17 protein-coding genes and 1 pseudogene are annotated in these 19,024 nt (G+C 65.0%); 7 read left to right on the top strand and 11 right to left on the bottom strand.

The window, feature by feature from the left end; genetic code table 11:
* Positions 1–1,197, bottom strand: a 1,197-nt coding sequence (locus Q1J95_RS07135; RefSeq protein WP_300266716.1) for an MFS transporter, incomplete at its 3' end; no start/stop codon positions are given.
* Between the two features lie 322 nt (positions 1,198–1,519).
* Here Q1J95_RS07135 and mobF point away from each other — a divergent pair.
* Entirely contained in the window at positions 1,520–4,753 is a 3,234-nt protein-coding gene (mobF, locus tag Q1J95_RS07140) for a MobF family relaxase (RefSeq protein WP_300266733.1), read from the top strand.
* Between the two features lie 88 nt (positions 4,754–4,841).
* Here mobF and mgtE read toward each other — a convergent pair whose 3' ends face one another.
* The 3 genes from mgtE to Q1J95_RS07155 all read right to left on the bottom strand — a co-directional run bounded on the left by mgtE (position 4,842) and on the right by Q1J95_RS07155 (position 7,797).
* Positions 4,842–6,203 (bottom strand): magnesium transporter, encoded by a 1,362-nt coding sequence (mgtE, locus tag Q1J95_RS07145; RefSeq protein ID WP_300266717.1) that lies wholly within the window; start codon positions 6,201–6,203, stop codon positions 4,842–4,844.
* A gap of 183 nt (positions 6,204–6,386) precedes the next feature.
* Positions 6,387–7,235: an NmrA family NAD(P)-binding protein gene (locus Q1J95_RS07150; RefSeq protein WP_300266718.1), complete on the bottom strand. Its 849-nt coding sequence runs from the start codon at positions 7,233–7,235 to the stop codon at positions 6,387–6,389.
* A gap of 10 nt (positions 7,236–7,245) precedes the next feature.
* Positions 7,246–7,797 carry a TetR/AcrR family transcriptional regulator gene (locus Q1J95_RS07155; protein ID WP_300266719.1) on the bottom strand — a complete coding sequence of 184 codons (552 nt, stop codon included), beginning with the start codon at positions 7,795–7,797 and terminating at the stop codon, positions 7,246–7,248.
* Between the two features lie 74 nt (positions 7,798–7,871).
* Between Q1J95_RS07155 and Q1J95_RS07160 the strand changes: the two genes are divergently transcribed.
* Entirely contained in the window at positions 7,872–8,357 is a 486-nt protein-coding gene (locus Q1J95_RS07160) for an alpha/beta hydrolase (RefSeq protein ID WP_300266720.1), read from the top strand.
* A gap of 150 nt (positions 8,358–8,507) precedes the next feature.
* Positions 8,508–9,284, top strand: coding sequence for a hypothetical protein (locus tag Q1J95_RS07165; protein ID WP_300266721.1), 777 nt, complete (start codon positions 8,508–8,510; stop codon positions 9,282–9,284).
* 33 nt (positions 9,285–9,317) lie between these two features.
* Here the strand turns inward: Q1J95_RS07165 and Q1J95_RS07170 are convergent, their stop codons facing one another.
* Entirely contained in the window at positions 9,318–10,055 is a 738-nt protein-coding gene (locus Q1J95_RS07170) for a hypothetical protein (protein ID WP_300266722.1), read from the bottom strand.
* A gap of 83 nt (positions 10,056–10,138) precedes the next feature.
* On the opposite strand from Q1J95_RS07170, the gene Q1J95_RS07175 reads away from it, so the two are divergent.
* The gene (locus Q1J95_RS07175; protein WP_300266723.1) at positions 10,139–10,621 is read left to right on the top strand and encodes a DUF6301 family protein; all 483 of its coding nucleotides are present in this window, start codon (positions 10,139–10,141) and stop codon (positions 10,619–10,621) included.
* A gap of 33 nt (positions 10,622–10,654) precedes the next feature.
* On the opposite strand, the gene Q1J95_RS07180 is transcribed toward Q1J95_RS07175, so the two are convergent.
* The 5 genes and pseudogenes from Q1J95_RS07180 to ectA form a co-directional block, all read right to left on the bottom strand.
* Positions 10,655–11,734: a 3-deoxy-7-phosphoheptulonate synthase gene (locus Q1J95_RS07180; protein ID WP_300266724.1), complete on the bottom strand. Its 1,080-nt coding sequence runs from the start codon at positions 11,732–11,734 to the stop codon at positions 10,655–10,657.
* Between the two features lie 244 nt (positions 11,735–11,978).
* Positions 11,979–12,878, bottom strand: coding sequence for an ectoine hydroxylase (thpD, locus tag Q1J95_RS07185; protein WP_300266726.1), 900 nt, complete (start codon positions 12,876–12,878; stop codon positions 11,979–11,981).
* A 112-nt stretch (positions 12,879–12,990) separates the two neighbouring features.
* Positions 12,991–13,383 (bottom strand): ectoine synthase, encoded by a 393-nt coding sequence (locus Q1J95_RS07190; RefSeq protein WP_300266727.1) that lies wholly within the window; start codon positions 13,381–13,383, stop codon positions 12,991–12,993.
* Complete coding sequence (ectB, locus tag Q1J95_RS07195) at positions 13,380–14,711, bottom strand: diaminobutyrate--2-oxoglutarate transaminase (RefSeq protein ID WP_300266734.1); 1,332 nt, start codon at positions 14,709–14,711, stop codon at positions 13,380–13,382. Before ectB ends, Q1J95_RS07190 begins: the two co-directional genes overlap by 4 nt.
* A 105-nt stretch (positions 14,712–14,816) precedes the next feature.
* Positions 14,817–15,374: pseudogene (gene ectA / locus Q1J95_RS07200) on the bottom strand (diaminobutyrate acetyltransferase); the annotation flags it as partial.
* A 147-nt stretch (positions 15,375–15,521) separates the two neighbouring features.
* Here ectA and Q1J95_RS07205 point away from each other — a divergent pair.
* Together Q1J95_RS07205 and Q1J95_RS07210 are read left to right on the top strand one after the other, a co-directional pair.
* Positions 15,522–16,670 (top strand): aminotransferase class V-fold PLP-dependent enzyme, encoded by a 1,149-nt coding sequence (locus tag Q1J95_RS07205; protein WP_300266729.1) that lies wholly within the window; start codon positions 15,522–15,524, stop codon positions 16,668–16,670.
* 92 nt (positions 16,671–16,762) lie between these two features.
* Complete coding sequence (locus Q1J95_RS07210) at positions 16,763–16,948, top strand: hypothetical protein (protein WP_300266730.1); 186 nt, start codon at positions 16,763–16,765, stop codon at positions 16,946–16,948.
* 16 nt (positions 16,949–16,964) lie between these two features.
* Here the strand turns inward: Q1J95_RS07210 and Q1J95_RS07215 are convergent, their stop codons facing one another.
* Positions 16,965–18,002, bottom strand: a complete 1,038-nt coding sequence (locus tag Q1J95_RS07215) for a LacI family DNA-binding transcriptional regulator (RefSeq protein ID WP_300266731.1) — start codon at positions 18,000–18,002, stop codon at positions 16,965–16,967.
* Between the two features lie 107 nt (positions 18,003–18,109).
* Here Q1J95_RS07215 and Q1J95_RS07220 point away from each other — a divergent pair.
* Positions 18,110–19,024, top strand: a 915-nt coding sequence (locus Q1J95_RS07220) for a discoidin domain-containing protein (RefSeq protein WP_300266732.1), incomplete at its 3' end; no start/stop codon positions are given.

A 19,024-nucleotide genomic window follows, 5' to 3' on the forward strand; every position in this document is an offset into this window, starting at 1 on the left:
ATCGTCGGTGACTTCGGTGACGGCCGCGTACTGCAACCCAACGAGTCCGAACCCCATACCTGCGGCGATGAAGAGCATCGCTGGGGTTAGCAGCCAAGCGGGGGCTTCGAGCTGTGCGGCTGCCGCGATCACGATCATGCCTGCCCCTGCAGAACTCAGTCCCACGACGATGCAAGAACGCGCTTCCCAGCGCCCCAAGAGGCGGGGCACGACGGTCACAGCGACGATGAGCGCCACCGCAAGCGGCAGGAGCAGCAACCCGGCCTCCAGCGGAGAGAGACCGAGTTCATCCTGTAGATAGAACGTGAACAGCAGGAAGGACGTTGAGAGCGCCGCGCTCAACAATGCAGTCGCAAGATTTGCGCGCACTCGTGTCCGATTGCGGAAGAAGATCAGCGGAACCAGCGGGTTTGCGGCTCGGCGTTCCACCTTGACGAACAATACAGCGGCGGCTACCGCTCCCACCAAGGCAGCAATTGATGACCATGGCACATCCCCAGTGCTGTCCCCGGCCTCCACCACTCCGAAAGCGAACAGCAGCGGTGCGCTTGTCAGCAGAATCGATCCGAGGATGTCCAACGGTGTGCGTTCCCGTGTTCGGTCTCGAGGTAGCAGCGCGACAGTAGCGATCAACACAAACAGAATGAATGGGACGGCGATGAGGAAGATCCATCGCCACCCGAGGTACTCGGTGATGATTCCCGAGAGCACGAACCCCAGTACAAGACCGCAGCTTGCAACCGCAGCCCACACGCTCAAGGCGCGGGTGCGCGCCCGCCCTTCGGGAAACAACAGGACGATGGTCGCCATCGCAGCGGGCAGGGCTAGGGCTTCGCCCACACCCTGGAACAGCCTCGCCCCCACGAGTAGCGGAAATGTTTCCGCGAGGCCCGCCATCAGTGAGGCTGCTCCGAAGATCGCGGTACCGATGAGGAGAAGGCGGCGTCGGCCGAAGACGTCCCCCAGGCGTCCGCCAAGCATCAACAAACCACCGCCTGTGATGGTGTATCCGACGACGACCCAAGTAAGGCCGCGCGGATCAACGCCGAGATCGTTGCCTATGGATGGCAGCGCCACGTTGACCACGGTGACGTCGACGGCGATGAGGAATTGCAGGATGGACAGACACACGAGGACTGCCCAAGAACGCGCTACCGATACTTGCGCAGGCCGCGATGAAGAGGTGCTGAAAGACACAGAAAACTCCGTTGCTCGAATGAAGAATCGGGCGACCAAACATGTCGCGCCGAACCGACGATCAAGCGACGGAACGTGAACTAGATAAAGTGAGGAGACGTTCCGCCGCTAGCGGAGCGTCTCCGTCACAGCGGCAGCGGCCGCAGCAGAAGCACCTGACATGGCTCCAATCCTACCCGATGGTGTCCGTACCCCTTGCGTTGCGACCTACTCTGATCCCTCCACACGTCTGGCACTAGGAGTGCGCGCCGCGCGCTGCGCGCGCACCTGACCCCCGAGGTCGTCCCTTCCGTGGCGGTCTCGGGGAGGGGCCGTCGTGGTGATGACCATCCGGGTCATGTCGTCCGGCAAGGGTTACGAGTACCTGCTGAAATCGGTCGTCGTCGGCGATGGCGACCGCGAGATGAGCAGCCCGCTGACCCGCTACTACGCCGAGACCGGGAACCCGCCCGGAACGTGGGTCGGCACCGGCCTGATGAGCCTCGACGACGGGCGCACCCCGGCGTTGGCCGAGGGCGACATGGTGACCGAGGAACACCTGGCCCGACTGCTCGGTGATGGCATCCACCCGGTCACCGGCGAGAAGCTCGGCAAGAGGTTCCCCTCGTTGCAAACCCCGCGCGAGCGGATTGCGGCCCGTGTTGCACGGCTCGACCCTGGCTTGCAGGGCGAGGCGCGAGCACGGGCGGTGCAGCGCATCCGTGAGGAAGAGGTTGCGAAGAAGCCGCGCACCGCCGTTGCGGGGTTTGACTTGACGTTCTCCCCGCCGAAGTCGGTGAGCGCGATCTGGGGTGTCGCTGATGCGGGCACGCAAACGCTGATCGCGCAGGCGCATCACGCCGCGATGCGCGACACGATCGCGTTGCTGGAGGATCGCGTCGCTGCAACCCGCGTCGGCGTGGGCGGTATCGCGCAGATGCCGATCGTTGGCGTTATCGCTACGGCGTTCGATCATTACGACTCCCGAGCCGCCGACCCGCAACTACATACGCATGTCGTGGTGTCGAACAAGGTGCAGGGAGAGGACGGACGCTGGCGCACGCTCGACTCTCGCCGACTACACAAGGCCGCTGTCGCGCTCTCGGAGTCGTACAACGCCTTTGTCACCGACCACACCGCGCGGCTACTCGGCGTGACCTGGGTGCCCGTCGACCGGGGCAAAGACCGCAACACCGGCTGGGAGATCCAGGGCGTTCCGGCGGCATTGATCGCAGAGTTCTCGCGTCGCACGACCGGAGGCGTTGACGGCGCGGAGGGCATCGAGCAGGTCAAAAACCGGGTGATCGAGCAGTACGTCGCTGAGCACGGGCGGCAACCGTCGGCGGCGGCGATTGCGAAGCTCCGGCAACAGGCGACCTTGGAGACCAGGCCCGAGAAGGCACTGCACTCACTGGCCGACCTCACCGCCGACTGGCGTGCGCGTGCCGAGGTCGTGCTCGGTGAGGACGCTCCGACTTGGGCGCAGCATCTGCTCGACCGGGGTGCGACAGAGGCCCGACTGCGCGCGGACGATCTCGGGCTGGAGCAGATCGAGGATCTCGCCTCCGTGGTGCTGATGGAGGTAGCGAACAGGCGTGCAACCTGGGGGCGATGGAACCTGCACGCCGAGACGATGCGGCAGACCATGGGCGTCCGGTTCGCAACCACCGACGACCGCATCCGCGTGCTCGATCAGATCGTCGCACACGCTGAAGCCGAATCGCTCCGACTCACCCCGGACTACGACCGCGCCGTACCCGCCCACTACATCGGCGGCGAGGGCAACAGGTTCCAGCCGGTCGATCAGATCGCGTACTCCAGCCAAAACATCCTCGACGCCGAGCAGCGCCTACTCGCGCACAGCCAGCACATTGGCGGGCCAGCACTGGCAGCGCGGCTCGTCGCGCGGCACACCTCCCGCAAGATTAGGGGCGTCCGGCTCGCCCCCGACCAGGCCGTCGCCATCACCCGCATCGCCCGTTCCGGGTTGACGCTGGATCTGCTGGTCGGCCCCGCCGGTTCCGGGAAGACCACCGCGCTACGCGCGCTCCATCGCGCGTGGACCGGAGCGCACGGGCGTGACTCGGTGATCGGTCTCGCGCCGTCGGCGGCTGCGGCCGAAATGCTCGGCGACTCGCTCGGTGTGCGGGCGGAGAACACCGCGAAGTTCCTCTACGAACACCACCACGGGCGCTGGAACCTCGAAGCCGGGCAGCTAATGCTCGTGGACGAGTCCTCCCTCGCAGGAACCCTCGCGCTCGATCGGATCGCCGAGCACGCCGCTGAGGTCGGAGCTAAGGTCGTGGTCATCGGCGATTGGGCGCAGCTGAGTGCGGTAGAGACGGGCGGGGCGTTCGGGATGCTCGTCCGTCACCGCGATCAGGTTCCCGAACTCGCCGATGTGCGCCGCTTCGCCAACGAGTGGGAGAAGACCGCCAGCCTCAGCCTGCGACGCGGAAACATCGACGCGCTCGACGACTACCAGGCGCGCGGCAGACTACTCGACGGCAACACCGAGACGATGCTCGACAGCATCTACGGGGCGTGGCGCACTGACCGCGACGAGGGCCTGCGCACATTGATGATTGCAGGCACAGGCGAGATGGTCGCTCAACTCAACGAACGCGCCCGCGCCGACCTGGTCGAAGCTGGACAGGTCGAGGCGGCTGGTCTGCGTCTGCACGATGGCACCACCGCAGGCGTTGGCGATCTCGTCGTCACCCGGCTCAACGACCGCCGCCTGTCCACGGGCAAAGCGTGGGTTAAGAACGGCGACCGCTGGCAAGTTGCCCGCCGCTATGACGACGGTTCGCTCGCTGTGCGCCGGTTGGGGCGCGGTGATCAGCCTCACGGCAAGGCTCTCGTGTTGCCCGCGAAGTATGTTCTCGAGGAGGTTGAACTCGGCTACGCCTCCACGGTTCACCGTGCCCAGGGCGCCAGCCTCAATACCGCGCACGCGCTCGTTGATCCCGAAGCCTCTTCGCGAGAGTTGTTCTATGTGGCGATGACGCGCGGCAAGCACCGCAACCACGCCTACGTGATCGTGCCCGACCCACACGAGGTCGAGCCGCATCTCGACCAGCCTGAACCGCTGACCCTGACAGACTGGATCGCCAAGGTACTCGCTCGAACCGACGCCGACCTCTCCGCCACCGAAACCCTGAAACTCGAGGTAGAGCGTCACGCCTCGCTATCCACGCTGCTCGCCGAGTACGACGTGCTCGCCCGCGAAGCACAGACCGACCGCTGGGCCATACTGCTCGACGTCGCACCGTTCCCCGAGAACGTGGCCGACGACGTATTCACCAGCCCCTACTACCGACCGCGATCGCGACGATGGGCACGATGCCGACGAGGATTCGAGCGGCCGTGTTCGCCTGCGCCAGGCCCAGATGCCCTGAGCGACCAGCCAGAGCAGCAGCCCTGTTGCAACGGCGAGGAAGCACAGTCCGACGGGGGGATCAGTGCCGCGAGAGCGATGATGATCGCGGCGGTTGCGACCGCGATCGACCATGAACTGCCGAAAAACGTGGAGAGATCTAGAAACCGTGGAATTGCGCGGAAAAAGGGGGATTGAAAGAGCCTTTGCAAGCAGGACGGTCGTGCACGGCCCTCCCGCGAAGACTACGACCGCAGGACGGAGCTCATCCTCGGCGGTTTGCTGCTCAGGGCAAGCCGAGGACGATGGCGGCGATCGTGAAGTAGAGAATCAGGCCGGTGGCGTCGCAGAAGGTTGAGATGAACGGATTGGAGAAGACCGCGGGGTCGGCTCCGACCTTCTTCGCGATGATCGGCATGAGGCCTCCGACCGTTGCGGCCATTGCGCACACCGACAGAAGGGTGAGGCCGATGACGGTGCCGATTGCCCATCCGTAGACCAGTCCGGCGACGAGAAAGCCGAGACAGCCGAGTACGGCCCCGAGCAGGCCGCCGACGCGCAGTTCTCGCCAGATGACGCGCCAGAGATCTCGAACCCTGACCTCTCCGACAGCGAGGGCACGCGTGACTGTGGTTGCAGCCTGATTTCCCGTGTTTCCTCCGGTTCCGGTGAGCAGCGGGATGAACAGCGCGAGCACGACCACTTGGTCGAGACGGTTCTCGTAGATCTCCAGGACCTGAACGGTCAGAACCGCCGACACGGCAAGGACGACCAGCCAGACGATCCTGCTTCGGACGATGCGAAGGATCGTGCTCGAGAGGTAGGAGCGATCGAGTGGTTCGGCACCGCCGGAGCGAGCGGTGTCTTCCGCGTTCTCCTCATCGGTGATGTCGAGGACGTCATCCATCGTGAGGATACCGATGAGGCGTTCCTCCTCATCGACGATCGGCATCGCGATGAGGCGGTGCGCGAGGAACTCTCGGGCCGCGGTCTCACGGTCGGTGAGCGCGTGCACTGCCACAGGCTCGCGCGCAACTTTGCCGACGGTTTCGGCTGGATCGCGGGCTTGTTCGGCAAGGAGGTTGCGCAGGGAGACGACGCCCTTGAGCTTGCGCCCCGAGCCGACGACAGGGAGCAGGTAAACGGTCTCGGGTCGGTCGATGTGCGCGTACACGACGTCCACCGCTTGCTGCACTGTCCAGTCGTCGTGCAGATCGAGCACCTCCGGCGACATATACCGGCCGATCGACGACTTCGGGTAACCGAGGACCTGAGCGGTCATTTGCCGCTCGGACGCATCTAACCCGTGCATCAGCTTGTGAACGACGCCGGCGGGGAGCTCCCCGAACAGCTCCGCACGGTCGTCGGGATCCAGGCCGTCGATTATTTCAGCTACTTCTGGCTGACGCAGCGCCCTGATGATCTCGGCCTGGTAGGACGGCGTGAGGTTCTCGAAAACCGCGAGTGCGTCGTCCTTCCCTAGCACTCGGAACAGCATCGCCGACTCGATCGGCGGGTTCGTCCGCACCAAGCGAATCAATTCCTGTCGATCGAGCTTCGGGACAAGTCGGGCAAGCTCTGCAAGGTCACCGGATGACATTCGCGATGACAACATGTTCTCGACCCTGTCGATGGCTACCTCTGTCATGTCACCGCTCCTGCGTTGTGGTCGTCCCAGGCACTCGTAAACGTGATTGTCGATCAAGATGGCGGATCAGGTGCTGGCATGTTTGAGTCTCGAAGGTCTCCCCGTCGATCCAGTCGAAGGGGTTGAGGTTCTTTTCGTAGGCTACCGCGGTGTCTTATCAGCTCACCGTGACGGTGCGCGGCGTCACTCCTTGCGGAAGCAGACCGCGTTCTGGTCCGCGAAGTCCGCAAAGCTACGCGCTGGACGCCCGAGCACGTCAGGAACTGCCGATGACAGCTCGGCGGCCTCGCCTCGCGCGTAGTGGGCGTAGTCCTCGAGCAGACCGTCGACCTGCCATGGTGGGAGAATCCCGGCGAGCATCTCGCCGAACTTTGCAGGCGGGACGTCTTCGAAGCGGATCTCGTCGCCAGTGGCGGACGAGAGGTGGCCGGCGAGGTCGGAGTGAGTGAGCGACTCGGGGCCCGTGAGCGTCTGGATTCCCCATGGGACTGGCGAGGTCAAAGCATGCGCGGCCATCGCGCCGATGTCGCGCACGTCGACGAGGCTCACCCGTGCATTGCCAATCGGGGCTGGCAGCACTCCGGCTGATTTCACGACGTTGGACACAGCGAACAGCCCCTGCATGAACAGGTTGGGACGCAAAGCCGTGACCTCAAGCCGCGACGCGAACGCGTGTTCCTCCACGGCCGCGTGATATCGCAGAAAGCGCACGGGAGAGTCGATGACCGAACCGAGTTGCGATAGCAGCACGATGTGGCGCACTCCGGCTTCGACCGCGAGATCGATGAACTGCTTCTGCTGCGCTTCAGCACGTTCGGTTGACGGCGTCACCAAGTAGGCGGCTCTGATCCCGCTGAGCGCAGCGCGAACGCTGTCGGCGTCGTCGAGGTCGGCCTGCACGGCGAAGTCGGCGGACGACAGACTTCGGGACATCGGGCGGAACGTGACGCCACGCTTGGCAAGGGCGTCGACAGTGGCGCGGCCGGTCGATCCGGTGGCTCCGGTGACGAGGATGTCGGGTGTGCTGGACATGTGTCCTCCTTCAGATCTCGGGGTGACGGAGGCCATCGGTCAAGGTATGCGCCCAATCGGCATCGACGTCCGAGATGCCGGACGTCACGACAAGATGGCACAGCTGCCCGTAGGCCATGAACCGCTGCACGTCGCGGTCCTCTGCTCCGGAGCGCTGCTTCGCGAAACGGGTGACGCGAGCCAGCCCGGCGCGCAGCGCATCGCCGATCCCCGGAACGGTCGCGACGGACTGCGCATGCACCTGGATGAGGAGCAGCGTACGATCTGCGATGAGATCGGCGTAGGCGTCACCCATCGCGTCGAGGATCGCGACGGGCGTCCCGTTCACCTGGATAGCGGACAGCGTCTCTTCGATGCGCTCGAAGCACCTCTCGAGCGCGGCGACGAACAAGGCCTCCTTCTCGCCGAACAACTTGAGCACATACGCGCTGGAAATCCCGGCCTCACGCGCGACATCGGCGACCGTTGTGCCCGTGTAGCCTCCACGCGAGAACGCTGCGAGAGCAGCGCTCACGATCGCAGAGCGACGGTCGGCTGCAGTGGAAAGTGATCGATTCGACATGTGAGTGACTATACACTCACCACGTTCGAGGCTCCGCACTTCTCGCCCCCACCGCACGCGCGTACGCTGAGTGCATGCTGCTGTTCTTGCATGGCGCCGGCGGATTCGATGAAGACCGCTCACTCGCCGCGGCTCTCGCCGAAGAACTCGGAGTTGAACTGACGATGCCGCGATTGCCCGACGAGGATATGTCGTTCGAAGGCTGGGCGGCACCGGTTCGCCAGGCATTGTCTGAGCGCGGAGTGAACGATCTTGTCGCCGCGCATTCTTTCAGTGGGTCGATCCTCGTCAGGGTGCTCGCCGAGCGCGATTGGTCAGTGAGGCGAGCTTTGCTGCTGGCCATGCCGAACTGGGGCATCGATGGCTGGGACGTCGGCCAGTACGACCTCGACGGAGCCGAGCCGCCGCAGGAAGTCACGCTGCACCATTGCGTCGACGACGAAGTTGTCCCCTTCGCCCACCTCGCTCTCAACTCGGCGCAGCTGCCGAGCGCCGGCGTCAGAGTCCATGCGCGCGGTGGGCACCAGTTCGACGGACAAGCGGCCGCGCTGCTCTCGTAGTCCGGTGCAGTGCGGCGCGGTGCGATGCGGTTCGGGGTATGCTCAGGCGCGGTTCGCGGAGACCATCGTAGGCTTATGTCGCTGCCGGAACTATCGGACGAGGCTGCTGCCGGCGTAGGGGCGTGGGGACATATGGCGAGGACGAGCTCAGTGAGTTTTTGGGATGCGGTCGAAACGCTCTCTGACCGCGGCAAGTCGATCGTCTCCCCGAGACAGTCGGTGAAGAGGATCTCGTTTCCGGTGGCGGTCGTTTCGCTGATCGCTCTCGCTGTCGCCGCTGTCCCGTTGATGCTGCTGGACCCGGACAGTGCTGACGGCTTGCCGATGCTCTCGCTGTTCCTCTTCCCGATGGTCGCCGGGGCCGTGGTCATCGAGCTGGTGGTGCTCTGCAAGCTCGGGCAGCAGGACCCTGACTGGACGCTGCTGTGGTGGCCGCTCGTCATCCTGCCGGCGGGGCTGCTCGCCATGAGCGTCCGGCCGATGCTCGCTGACCCTGACTACTTCGATGTGGTCAGTTTCTCGAGTGCGGTCGGGGTCCTGTTCTCGTTCGCATTCCTCGTGTTCTTCGGCCTTGGCCTGAGTTTCGTGTTCTGGGGATTGGTGGTGTTTCCGCTGCGGGTGCTGGGTCTGGCCGTGTTCGATGCCCTTCGCGGGGACCGCGTCGCCGGGTTCCGGGTGTATGCGCCACTCGTCTTTCTCGGGATCCCGGCCATCAGCGTGACGGTCGTTCTCAGCCTTGGTGAGCTGGAAGGCAGCAGGGCGGCGATCGGACAGATCGTCCAGGCGCTGCTCGGCGTGCCTGGCGACTACGAGGTCGTGTGGGAGCCGGGGCTCTGGATCGTGCGCGCCATCACGCTCGCGCTGATCGGCGGCGCGATCTGGACGATCGTGCGCAGCAAGAGGAACGCTCGCAAGAACAAAGCGTAGGACGCGGGAGCCCAGTGCTCACCGAAGATCCGCTTACATCGTGTCGTCGCTGATGTGCAGTCGGCCGAGCGGGCGTGCCTGCAGCACATCGACGTCGACGTCCGGCAGCATCCCGCGTTCCGCGAGCTTCTTGATGGCGTCGTTCCGCTCCCGCATCAGAATCTTCATCGCTTTCGGCTCAAGCTGGTCGACCGGTATCGGCGGGGTGTCGGGCTCGGGTGGCATCGGTGGGGAGAGCTGGATGATCACGAATACGATCACCGCCAGTCCCATCATCACGTACACGGGAAGGAGCGGCATCAGCCCCAGATCGATCCCGGCTTCCCGCGCAAGCTGGTGGGCGACCGGCACGCCGAGCAGACCGAACACGAAGACGAGGGCGAGCATGATCTGCAACGAACCATTTCTACGCCGCTTCGATGTCACGATCCAGTAGACGAAGATCAGCACCACCCCGATCGCGGCGACGCTGTAGGACAACATCGCCCACGGAATGTCAGCGGAATCCGGTGCGTCCGTCCGTCCGATCCAGACGTCCCGCGGGTTGCCGAAGACGGCCGCGAAACCGCCGATGGACGCCAGCATCGCCAGAAGCGGCGACACGCCCCACGCGATCCGCCACCATGGCATCCGTGACACCTCGTCCGCCTTCGTCGTGTACGCAAGAACGTGCGCCTCGAGAACGTCAAGACCGTGCGGGGCCGAGCGACTGACGCGCTGCGCCCACAAATGCGGTCTGAGCGGATGGGGCCCGACGTCCGGCAGCGACATGCTGTCCAAACTATCGCACCGACCCACCCCCGAACGGGGCAGCATGATCTTGACGAGAGGTGCTCGTCGCTAGGGTGGTGAGCATGACGTGGAAAGCGATGGCTCCGGCTGAGGTGTGCGACGTTATCGACTTCTTCGAATCGCTGTCGTGGCCGTTCGTGAAATCGCAGGTGCAGCGCCAGGCTGCCCAACGGTTCGGCTGGACGATCGAGGAATCGCGGAATAAGCACTACCTGGTCAACACGGCATCGGCGCTCTCAGAGCCCGATGTCTCGGTCATCTCTAACCGTGAACACGTACTGTCCGTCGATATGCGCACGACGGACATCATCCGTAAGGTCACCGAAGAATCCCGCCGATTCCTCGATGACCTTTTCGCGATGCTCGTTCGCGAGGGTGAGACCCGTTGGGGAGCCGTCCGAATCGTGCGTGACGGTGATCGACAGAACGCTCTCTGGGACACCCCAGCGGGAGGTCGCATCCGCTTCACCGGATCTGACATGGATATCCTCATCGAATACCGCACGCCCCAGGGCACCGAGCTCGAGCGCCGCCAGGGTCACTGATCCGCCCGCTGCACCGGCGCCGAAGAGCACTCGTCATCGGCGTCGACGGCGCACGCCTTCGACGAGTTCCGCGAGGGCCGCGGTCGTCGCATCCCACCCCATGCAGGCGTCAGTGACGCTCTGGCCGTAAGTCAATCGTGAGTGGTGCGCGGTCACGTCGAGCTTCTGTGCCCCGGCGACGAGGTTGCTCTCGATCATGACACCCGCGATCGCCGCGCCGTCGGTCGCGATCTGCTCCCCCAGCTCCCGAGCGACCTCGGCCTGGCGAATGTGGTCTTTGCCGCTGTTGCCGTGACTCGCGTCGATGACCACGCGCGGAGTCAACGACGCAGCATCCAGTCGCTGAGCCGCCTGCGCGACATGCTCGACGCTGTAATTCGGGCCGTCGGCGCCGCCCCGCAGAATCACCGACGTGTCGGGATTTCCGGTTGTGGTCACCAGGCTCGCGCGCCCATCGGCACCGATTCCCAGAAATGCCTGCGGAGCGGATGCCGCAGCAGCCGCATCCAGCGCGACCTGAAGCCCTCCGTCCATGCCGTTCTTGAAGCCGATCGGCATCGACAGGCCGGACGCCAGCTGGCGATGAATCTGGCTCTCCGTCGTGCGCGCGCCGATCGCGCCCCAGGTGATGAGATCCGCGGTGTACTGCGGGCTGATCGGCTCGAGGAACTCGGTGGCACAGGGCATCCCGAGCGCCGTCACGTCACGCAGGAATCCGCGTGCAAGACGCAGCCCGGTCTCGATGTCGTGACTGCCGTCGAGGTGCGGATCGTTGATCAGGCCCTTCCATCCGATCGTGGTGCGCGGCTTCTCGAAGTACGTGCGCATCACGATCAGCAGATCATCGCGGTGCTCCTCGGCGACACGCATGAGGCGACCCGCGTACTCGAGCCCAGCCTGCGGGTCGTGAATCGAGCACGGTCCGGCGACGACGAGAAGCCGGTCATCCTCTCCTGCCATGATGGCGCGAACCTCATCGCGGGTACGCGCGACGAGCGAGGCGCGCTCCTCGCCGATCGGCAGTTCTGCCGAGATCTCGTCGGGTGTGGGCAGCGTCGTGAACTGTGCGACGTGCAGATCGGCGGTGGCCTCGGCTGAGGTGATGGTATTCATGGGTCCTGTCCTGTGTGAGGGCGGACCCCGGATGCAGAGCCCGCCGAAACGGCGAAAGCCAGAGCAAAATGCTCTGGCTTGTCGGCTCTGAAGGTTGGTAGGCGCTACTTCTGCGCCGGCCCCTCCAGAGCCGACTCAAAATACGCATACCAACGGGTTGTCATGTGAAGAACCCTACCGCATCAGCAGTGAGGGTGTGCCGAACCTCAGACGTATCTGCGTCTGAAGCTCGGCACACCGACAATCAGCTGATCGGAGTGAAGTCGCGGTTGGCGATGTGTTCCGGGCGCGGAGCGCTCGCCGCGAACGGCTCGACCAGCGCGTTCTCGACACTGTTGAACACCATGAATACGTTCGACCGTGCGTACGGCGTGATGTTGTTACCCGAGCCGTGCATGATGTTCGAGTCGAACCACAGTGCTGAACCGGCATCCCCGGTGAACTGGTCGATGCCGTACTTGTCGGCCAAGGCGGTGATCGCGGCATGGCTGGGCACTCCGGCCTCCTGCGCCTGCAACGACTGCTCGTGGTTGTTGTCGGGCGTCTCGCCGACAGAGGGTACGAACGTGCGATGCGATCCGGGCATCACCATGAGTCCACCGTTGAACGGATAGTTGTCTGTCAGCGCGATCGACAGGCTCACCGACCGTGGAATCGGCATGCCGTCCTCGGCGTGCCAGGTCTCGAAGTCGGAGTGCCAGTAGAACCCGGTGCCGGTGAAGCTGGGCATGTAGTTGATGCGCGTCTGATGCAGATACACCTCAGAGCCCACGATCTGCCGGGCACGGTCGAGAACCTTCGGGCTGCGCGCGAGCGCACTCAGCACCGAGCTGAGCTTCTCGACCTCGAAGACCGACCGAACCGCACCCGTGGTGCGCTCGGTGATCAACCGCGGGTCGCCCTTCAGCGAGCTGTCGGCCGCGAGCCGGTCGAGCTCGCTCGAGTACAGCGCCACGTCGTCGGCCGAGATGAAGTCATCGGTGATCGTGAAGCCGCGCTTCTCGTGCGCTTCGAGCTCGGATGCCGAGAACGGACCGTCGTCGGCCGATCCCCACACCGTGGGCTGCGTGCGCGCGATGAAATCGGACGGTGTCGTCAGTCGCGTGGGGAACAGGTCCTCTGATGTCGTCGCGGTGGTTGTCATGCGTGATTCTCCTGTCGCTTCTCGAAATGTCGACCGCGCCGGTCGGCACGGGATATGCCGAATCCCAGGCGGCCAGATTGCTCTGACTGCCTGGGATTCGAAACAGCGGTGGTTAGGCGGTTTCCGTCACCAGCGGGTACACGCCGTTCTCGTCGTGGATCTCGCGCCCGGTGATGGGCGGGTTGAACACGCACACGGTGCGCATCTGGGTGCGCGGGCGCACCTCGTGCTTGTCGTGGTTGTTCAGCAGGTACAGCGACCCGGGAGCCAGCTGGTGTGTCTCACCCGTGGCGAGGTCGGTGATCTCCCCCTCGCCCTCCACGATGAAGACCGCTTCGATGTGGTTCGCGTACCAGAACTGGTTCACCGTGCCGGCGTAGAGCGTGGTCTCGTGCACCGAGAAGCCCACGCCCTCCTTCGCGAGGACGATGCGCTTGCTACGCCAGTTCTCGCTCTGGATGTCGGCGTCAGTGTCGGTGATCTCGTCAATCGTGCGGACGATCATGCGTGCGTGTGCTCCTTGTTCTCAGCGGTGTCGTGCTCGTCGCTCTGGTCGGCGCGGGCTGCGGCCTCGAGGTCGGGCTCGCCGAGAACGGCGCGCACCGACTCGTCGATGATCCGCAGGCCGCGGTCGAGCTCGGCGTCAGTGATGGTCAGCGCGGGAAGAATCTTCATGACCTCGCCCTCGGGGCCAGAGGTCTCCATGAGCAGGCCACGCTCGAACGCCGCCTGGCACACGGCATCCGCCAGCTCGCCGGTGGGGAACTGCAGGCCACGCGCCAGGCCGCGGCCCTTGGCGAACAGCTCGTGCTGCGGGTAGCGTGCGGCGATCGTGTTGAACCAGCCCTCGACGCGAGCACCCTTGCGGATGGTCGAGTCGCGCAGCGTGTTGTCTGACCAGTAGCGGCGAATCGCCTCCGCACCGGTGACGAATGCCGGGCTGATGCCGCGGAACGTGCCGTTGTGCTCACCGGGCTGCCAGATGTCGAGCTCGGGCTTGATGAGCGTCAGCGCCATCGGGATGCCGTAGCCCGAGATCGACTTCGACAGGCAGACGATGTCGGGGACGATCCCGGCCTCTTCGAAGCTGAAGAAGTCGCCCGTGCGGCCGCAGCCCATCTGCACGTCGTCGATGATCAGCAGCACCTCGTGCTTCTTGCACAGCGCCGAGAGCTGGCGCAGCCATTCGGCGCGCGCGGCATTGATGCCACCCTCACCCTGCACGGTCTCGACGATCACGGCTGCTGGCGTGTTCAGGCCGCTGCCGGAGTCTTCGAGAAGGCGCTCGAAGTAGAAGAAGTCGGGGTAGTCGCCGTCGAAGTAGTCATCGAACGGCATGGGCGTCGCGTGCACGAGCGGAACCCCGGCGCCGCCACGCTTGAGCGAGTTACCGGTGACCGAGAGCGCACCCAGCGTCATGCCGTGGAAGGCGTTCGTGAAGTTGATGACCGATTCGCGACCGGTGACCTTGCGTGCAAGTTTCAGCGCTGCCTCGACGGCGTTCGCCCCACCGGGGCCGGGGAAGACGAGCTTGTAGTCGAGCTCACGCGGCTTCAGGATGACCTCGTCGAACGTCTCGAGGAAGTCACGGCGGGCCGAGGTGAACATGTCGAGCGAGTGCATGACGCCGTCATCCGACAGGTAGTCGATGAGCGCCTTCTTCAGCTCGGGGTTGTTGTGCCCGTAGTTGAGGGCGCCGGCGCCCGAGAAGAAGTCGAGATACTCCTTGCCGGACTCTTCGTACATCGTGCTGCCCACTGCCCGGTTGAAGACCACGGGCCATGAGCGCGAGTAGCTGCGAACTTCGGATTCGAGTTCGGTGAAGATATTCATGTGGAGTTGTTCTCCTCCTGGTTGTTGTCGTGCGGGGAGTGCACGTCGCCCGGTCTCGGGCGAATGGGAAACGGCCACGGGCTCGGCCACAGGCGGGCCGATCTCATAGAGCCGTTCAGGGTCATGGTGTTCGGCATCCGGCTCACTGAGGCTCAGATGCTCGGTCTCGAAGAGCGGGGTCACTTCCATCGGCGCATCGCCCCACCGTTTGGCGAGGCTGCGGAAGGTGTTCTGCGAGGCGATGTTGTCATCGGTGATGGTGGTGTGCAGGATGCGCACCTCAGGGCCGAACGTGTCGTCGTGCAGCAGGTCGTCAAGCATCCGGCCCGCGAGGCCCAGGCCTCGGAACTCGGCGTCGACGGCGACCTGCCAGATGAACAGGCACGATTCGTCTGTCGGGCGACGGTAGCCGAGAACGAACCCTGCCGGGCGGCCATCGACGATGGCGATGCGGCAGGTCTCAGCGAAGTCGCGGGCGTAGAGAACGTACGCGTACGACGAGTTCAGATCAAGCGTCTGTGAGTCGCGAGCGATGCGCCACATCGCGATTCCCTCGTCGATTCGGGGCGGACGAATAAGGGTTGTCCGACCCGACCGCGCATCGATATGCGCGGTGTGTGTTGACGTTCTCGGCTGTCTGGAGCCGGCGAAAGTCAGAGCGATTCACCGTCCCGGATCGGGGCGTGACGATCTAAAAGAATCAGATTCATGAGGGTAATCTCCGCTGGGGGTACAGCTTCGGTCTGTCTTCCACAGTGTCACGCCTGCCGCTCGACCTCAAATCGACAGGGGGTGTGGAATGCTGGGGGCATGACTGAGTCGTCGCAGCCTGAGCTCCCCCACGCAGACATCGATCCGGGTGGTCTGCTGGAGTATTCCGTGGTCTTCACCGACCGTTCGCTGAATCACATGTCGGCCCGATTCGTTGGTGTCATGCAGCAGATTCTCGGGATTCTGGAAGAGGCGTATAACGCGTACACGTCAGCGATCGTTCCCGGTGGCGGCACGTACGCGATGGAGGCCGTGGCACGCCAGTTGGCGACCGGCCGGCGCACCCTGGTCGTTCGCAACGGCCTGTTCTCGTTCCGGTGGTCGCAGATTCTCGAGGTGGGTGGCATCAGCGACGACGTCACGGTTCTCTCGGCTCGCCCCGATTCGGATGCCGTGCAGGCGGCGTGGTCTCCGGTACCGATCGAAGAGGTCGTGGCCGCGATCCACGCGCGTCGGCCGGAGGTCGTGTTCGCGCCGCACGTCGAGACAGCGGCGGGAATGATCCTGCCCGACGACTACGTGCGCACTCTGGCGGAGGCCACGCACGAGGTCGGCGGTCTGCTCGTGCTCGACTGCATCGCCTCGGGGGCGATGTGGGTCGACATGTCGGCTCTCGGTGTGGACGTGCTGCTCTCTGCTCCGCAGAAGGGATGGAGCGGTTCGCCGGCCGCCGGATTCGTGATGCTCAGCGAGGCGGGACGGGATGCCGTCACCAGCCGCCCCGCGACGAGCTTCGCGATCGATCTTGCCAAGTGGCTCACGATGGCCGACGAGTATCGTGCCGGTCGCCCGGCGTATCACGCGACGATGCCGACGGATGCCTTGGTGCATAACCTCGCCGCGATGACCGAGACCCGAGACCGCGGCTTCGAGGCGCTGCGGGCGGCGCAGATCGAGCTCGGCTCGCGTGTGCGGGCTCTGCTTGCCGAGTACGGACTGCTCTCTGTTGCTGCCGACGAGTTCGCCGCGCCCGGTGTCGTCGTGGTGCACACCGACGACCCGGCGCTCAAGTCGGGCTCGGCATTCAAGGAACAGGGTCTGCAGATCGCCGCGGGCGTGCCGCTGCACTGCGACGAGCCGGCGGCATTCTCGACCTTCCGCCTCGGTCTGTTCGGTCTCGACAAGCTCGCCGACATTGACGGCACCGTCGACCGGCTGCGCGTGGCATTGGAGAAGATCCGGCACTGACGTCGGCTGTCGAGTAGCGCGCTGAACTCGTGCGGCGTGTCGCCGCGTCAGCCGATGCTACGTATCACGCGTTCACCGAGGCGTCGGGACGAGTGTTTCTGTCTCTGAAACCGGGCGCGATCGCCGCACGTCTGAGCGCCGGAGCGGCGCTGTCCGGCCGCTATGAACTTCTCGCCGTGCGTACGCATTGCGCGATTCGCGACCTCGCGCTGAGCGAAGACCGGCTGCACAGCATCCTTCCCGGTCGGTTCCCGAGTGGCCCGACCGCGGCGACCTGACGGCATCGCGCGGCGGCTACGGCGCGGGTGGCGTCTCGGCCGAGCCCCGGGCGATGAGCTTCATCGGCAGCACCGTGTGCTCCGAGGCACCCATGCGGTCGGCGAGGCGTCCGAGTGCGAGACGCGCGGCCTGGCGTCCGAGCTGTTCGGTATCGCCGGTGACGACGCTGATGCCGAGTACCCGCGCCCATTCGACGTCGTCGATGCCGAGGATGGCGGGGCGGCGCTCGGGATGCATGGCGGTGAGCTCTTCCATGACGCCGAGCAGGATGCGGTTGTTCCCGGCGATGATCGCGGTCGGAGGTTCGGGCAGTGCGAGCAGTTCGGCCGTGCGCTCTCTCGCGGCTGACACGTCGTGGGTGTCGGCGCGCACGAGATCACGCCACTCGGCGGCGTCGGTATCGTCGAGCACGTCGCCCAGGCCCGCCAGACGCGCGCGGAAGGTGGGGAGCCAGTGGTAGTCGCCGATGAAGGCGATGCGGGTGTGCCCCGCTTGGCGCAGGTGTCGGCCGGCGATGCGCCCGCCTTCGCGGTTGTCGAAGACCACCGAATCGGCGTTGACGTCTTCCGAGGGACGGTCGATGAACACCACGGGGATGCCGCGGGCCTGCAGCTGCTGGTACACACCGTGCTCGGGCATCGCCGAGACGACGATGAGCGCTTTCGTCTGCCGGTCGGCGAGGTCGTGCACCACGAGCCATTCCTGGTCGGCTGACTCGCGGGAGTTCGCGACGGAGAGATGGATGCTGTGCGGGCGGATCTCGTCTTCAATAGCCTGCGCGAGAGCCGAGTAGAACGGGTTGGTGAAGTCTCCGGTGACGAGGCCGATCGAATCGGCCAGGCGTCCGCTCGCCAGCAGGCTCGCTGCGGTGTTTCGCTGATAGTCGAGATCGCGGGCGGCCGCGAGAACGCGGTCACGGGTGCTTTCGCTGACGTAGGACTCTCCGCCCAGCGCCCGTGACGCCGTCTTCAGGCTGACTCCGGCCCGTTCCGCGACATGCGCGAGCGTGGCACGCGAGGCACCGCCGTCCTCACTGTTTTCTGCTTTTCCCATTGACTCTTCCCTGTCGCGCTGGCGCTATGGTAGCGTCCTAACCATATATGACAGCGATGTCAGAATCTCTTTTCCCCACACAGCACAGCAGCTGAAGGAGCTAGACGATGGTCTCGACCCGTGAGAAATCAGCGAGCCCAACCCTCGCACGCCGCGCAGGCGGCGTGGCGATCGTAGCGGCAGTGGCGGCCGCATTCCTCGTTCCCTTGCCGGCGACGGCGGCATCCGCGACCGAGTTCTCCTCGTCGTTCGAGGCCGACGACACCGCTCCCCTGCTGACCGGCACGGGCGCGGCCGTCAACGTCACCGGTGACCGCTTCACCCCGGGCAGCCTGCTGCCGCTGGCGCCGACGGCGACGGCATCCAGCGACAACCCGCCGAACGAGACCGTCGAGAAGCTGGCCGACGGAAACGCCGGATCGAAGTGGCTGACATTCACGAGCACCGCCTGGGTGCAGTACGAGTTCACCGAGCCGCAGTCGATCACCCGCTACACGCTGACCAGCGGAGGCGATGCGCCGCAGCGCGATCCGAGAGACTTCACCCTGCAGGCCTCGAATGACGCCACCGGATGGACCACGCTCGACACCCGCACGGGCGAGAGCTTCGACGAGCGCGCCCAGGAGAGAAGCTTCGAGCTCGAGGCGCCCAGCGACGCCTACCTCTACTATCGCCTCGACATCACGGCCAACCAATCGGGCGGTCTCATCCAGCTCGCCGACTGGGACCTCATCGAAACCGACGACGCCACAGCCGAGCCGAGCGACCTCTCGCTGAGTGTCGACTCGGGGCCGTCCTCCTCGCACACCGCGAAGACGGGTGTCGGCTTCACTGGCACGGAGGCGCTGAACTACTCCGGTCGCCACCTCGATGCCGGCCCAGCGTCGTCGACCAGCATCCTCTACGACGAGCTCGACATCGCGGTCGCCGATGACACGGCACTGTCGTACCTCGTCTTCCCGCAGCTCGACGGCGAGCAGACCTACGCGTCGACGTTCGTCGCGGTCGACCTGACCTTCGAC

The sequence above is a fragment of the Microbacterium sp. genome, assembly GCF_029263575.1.
In the GTDB taxonomy this organism is placed as follows: Bacteria; Actinomycetota; Actinomycetes; order Actinomycetales; family Microbacteriaceae; genus Microbacterium.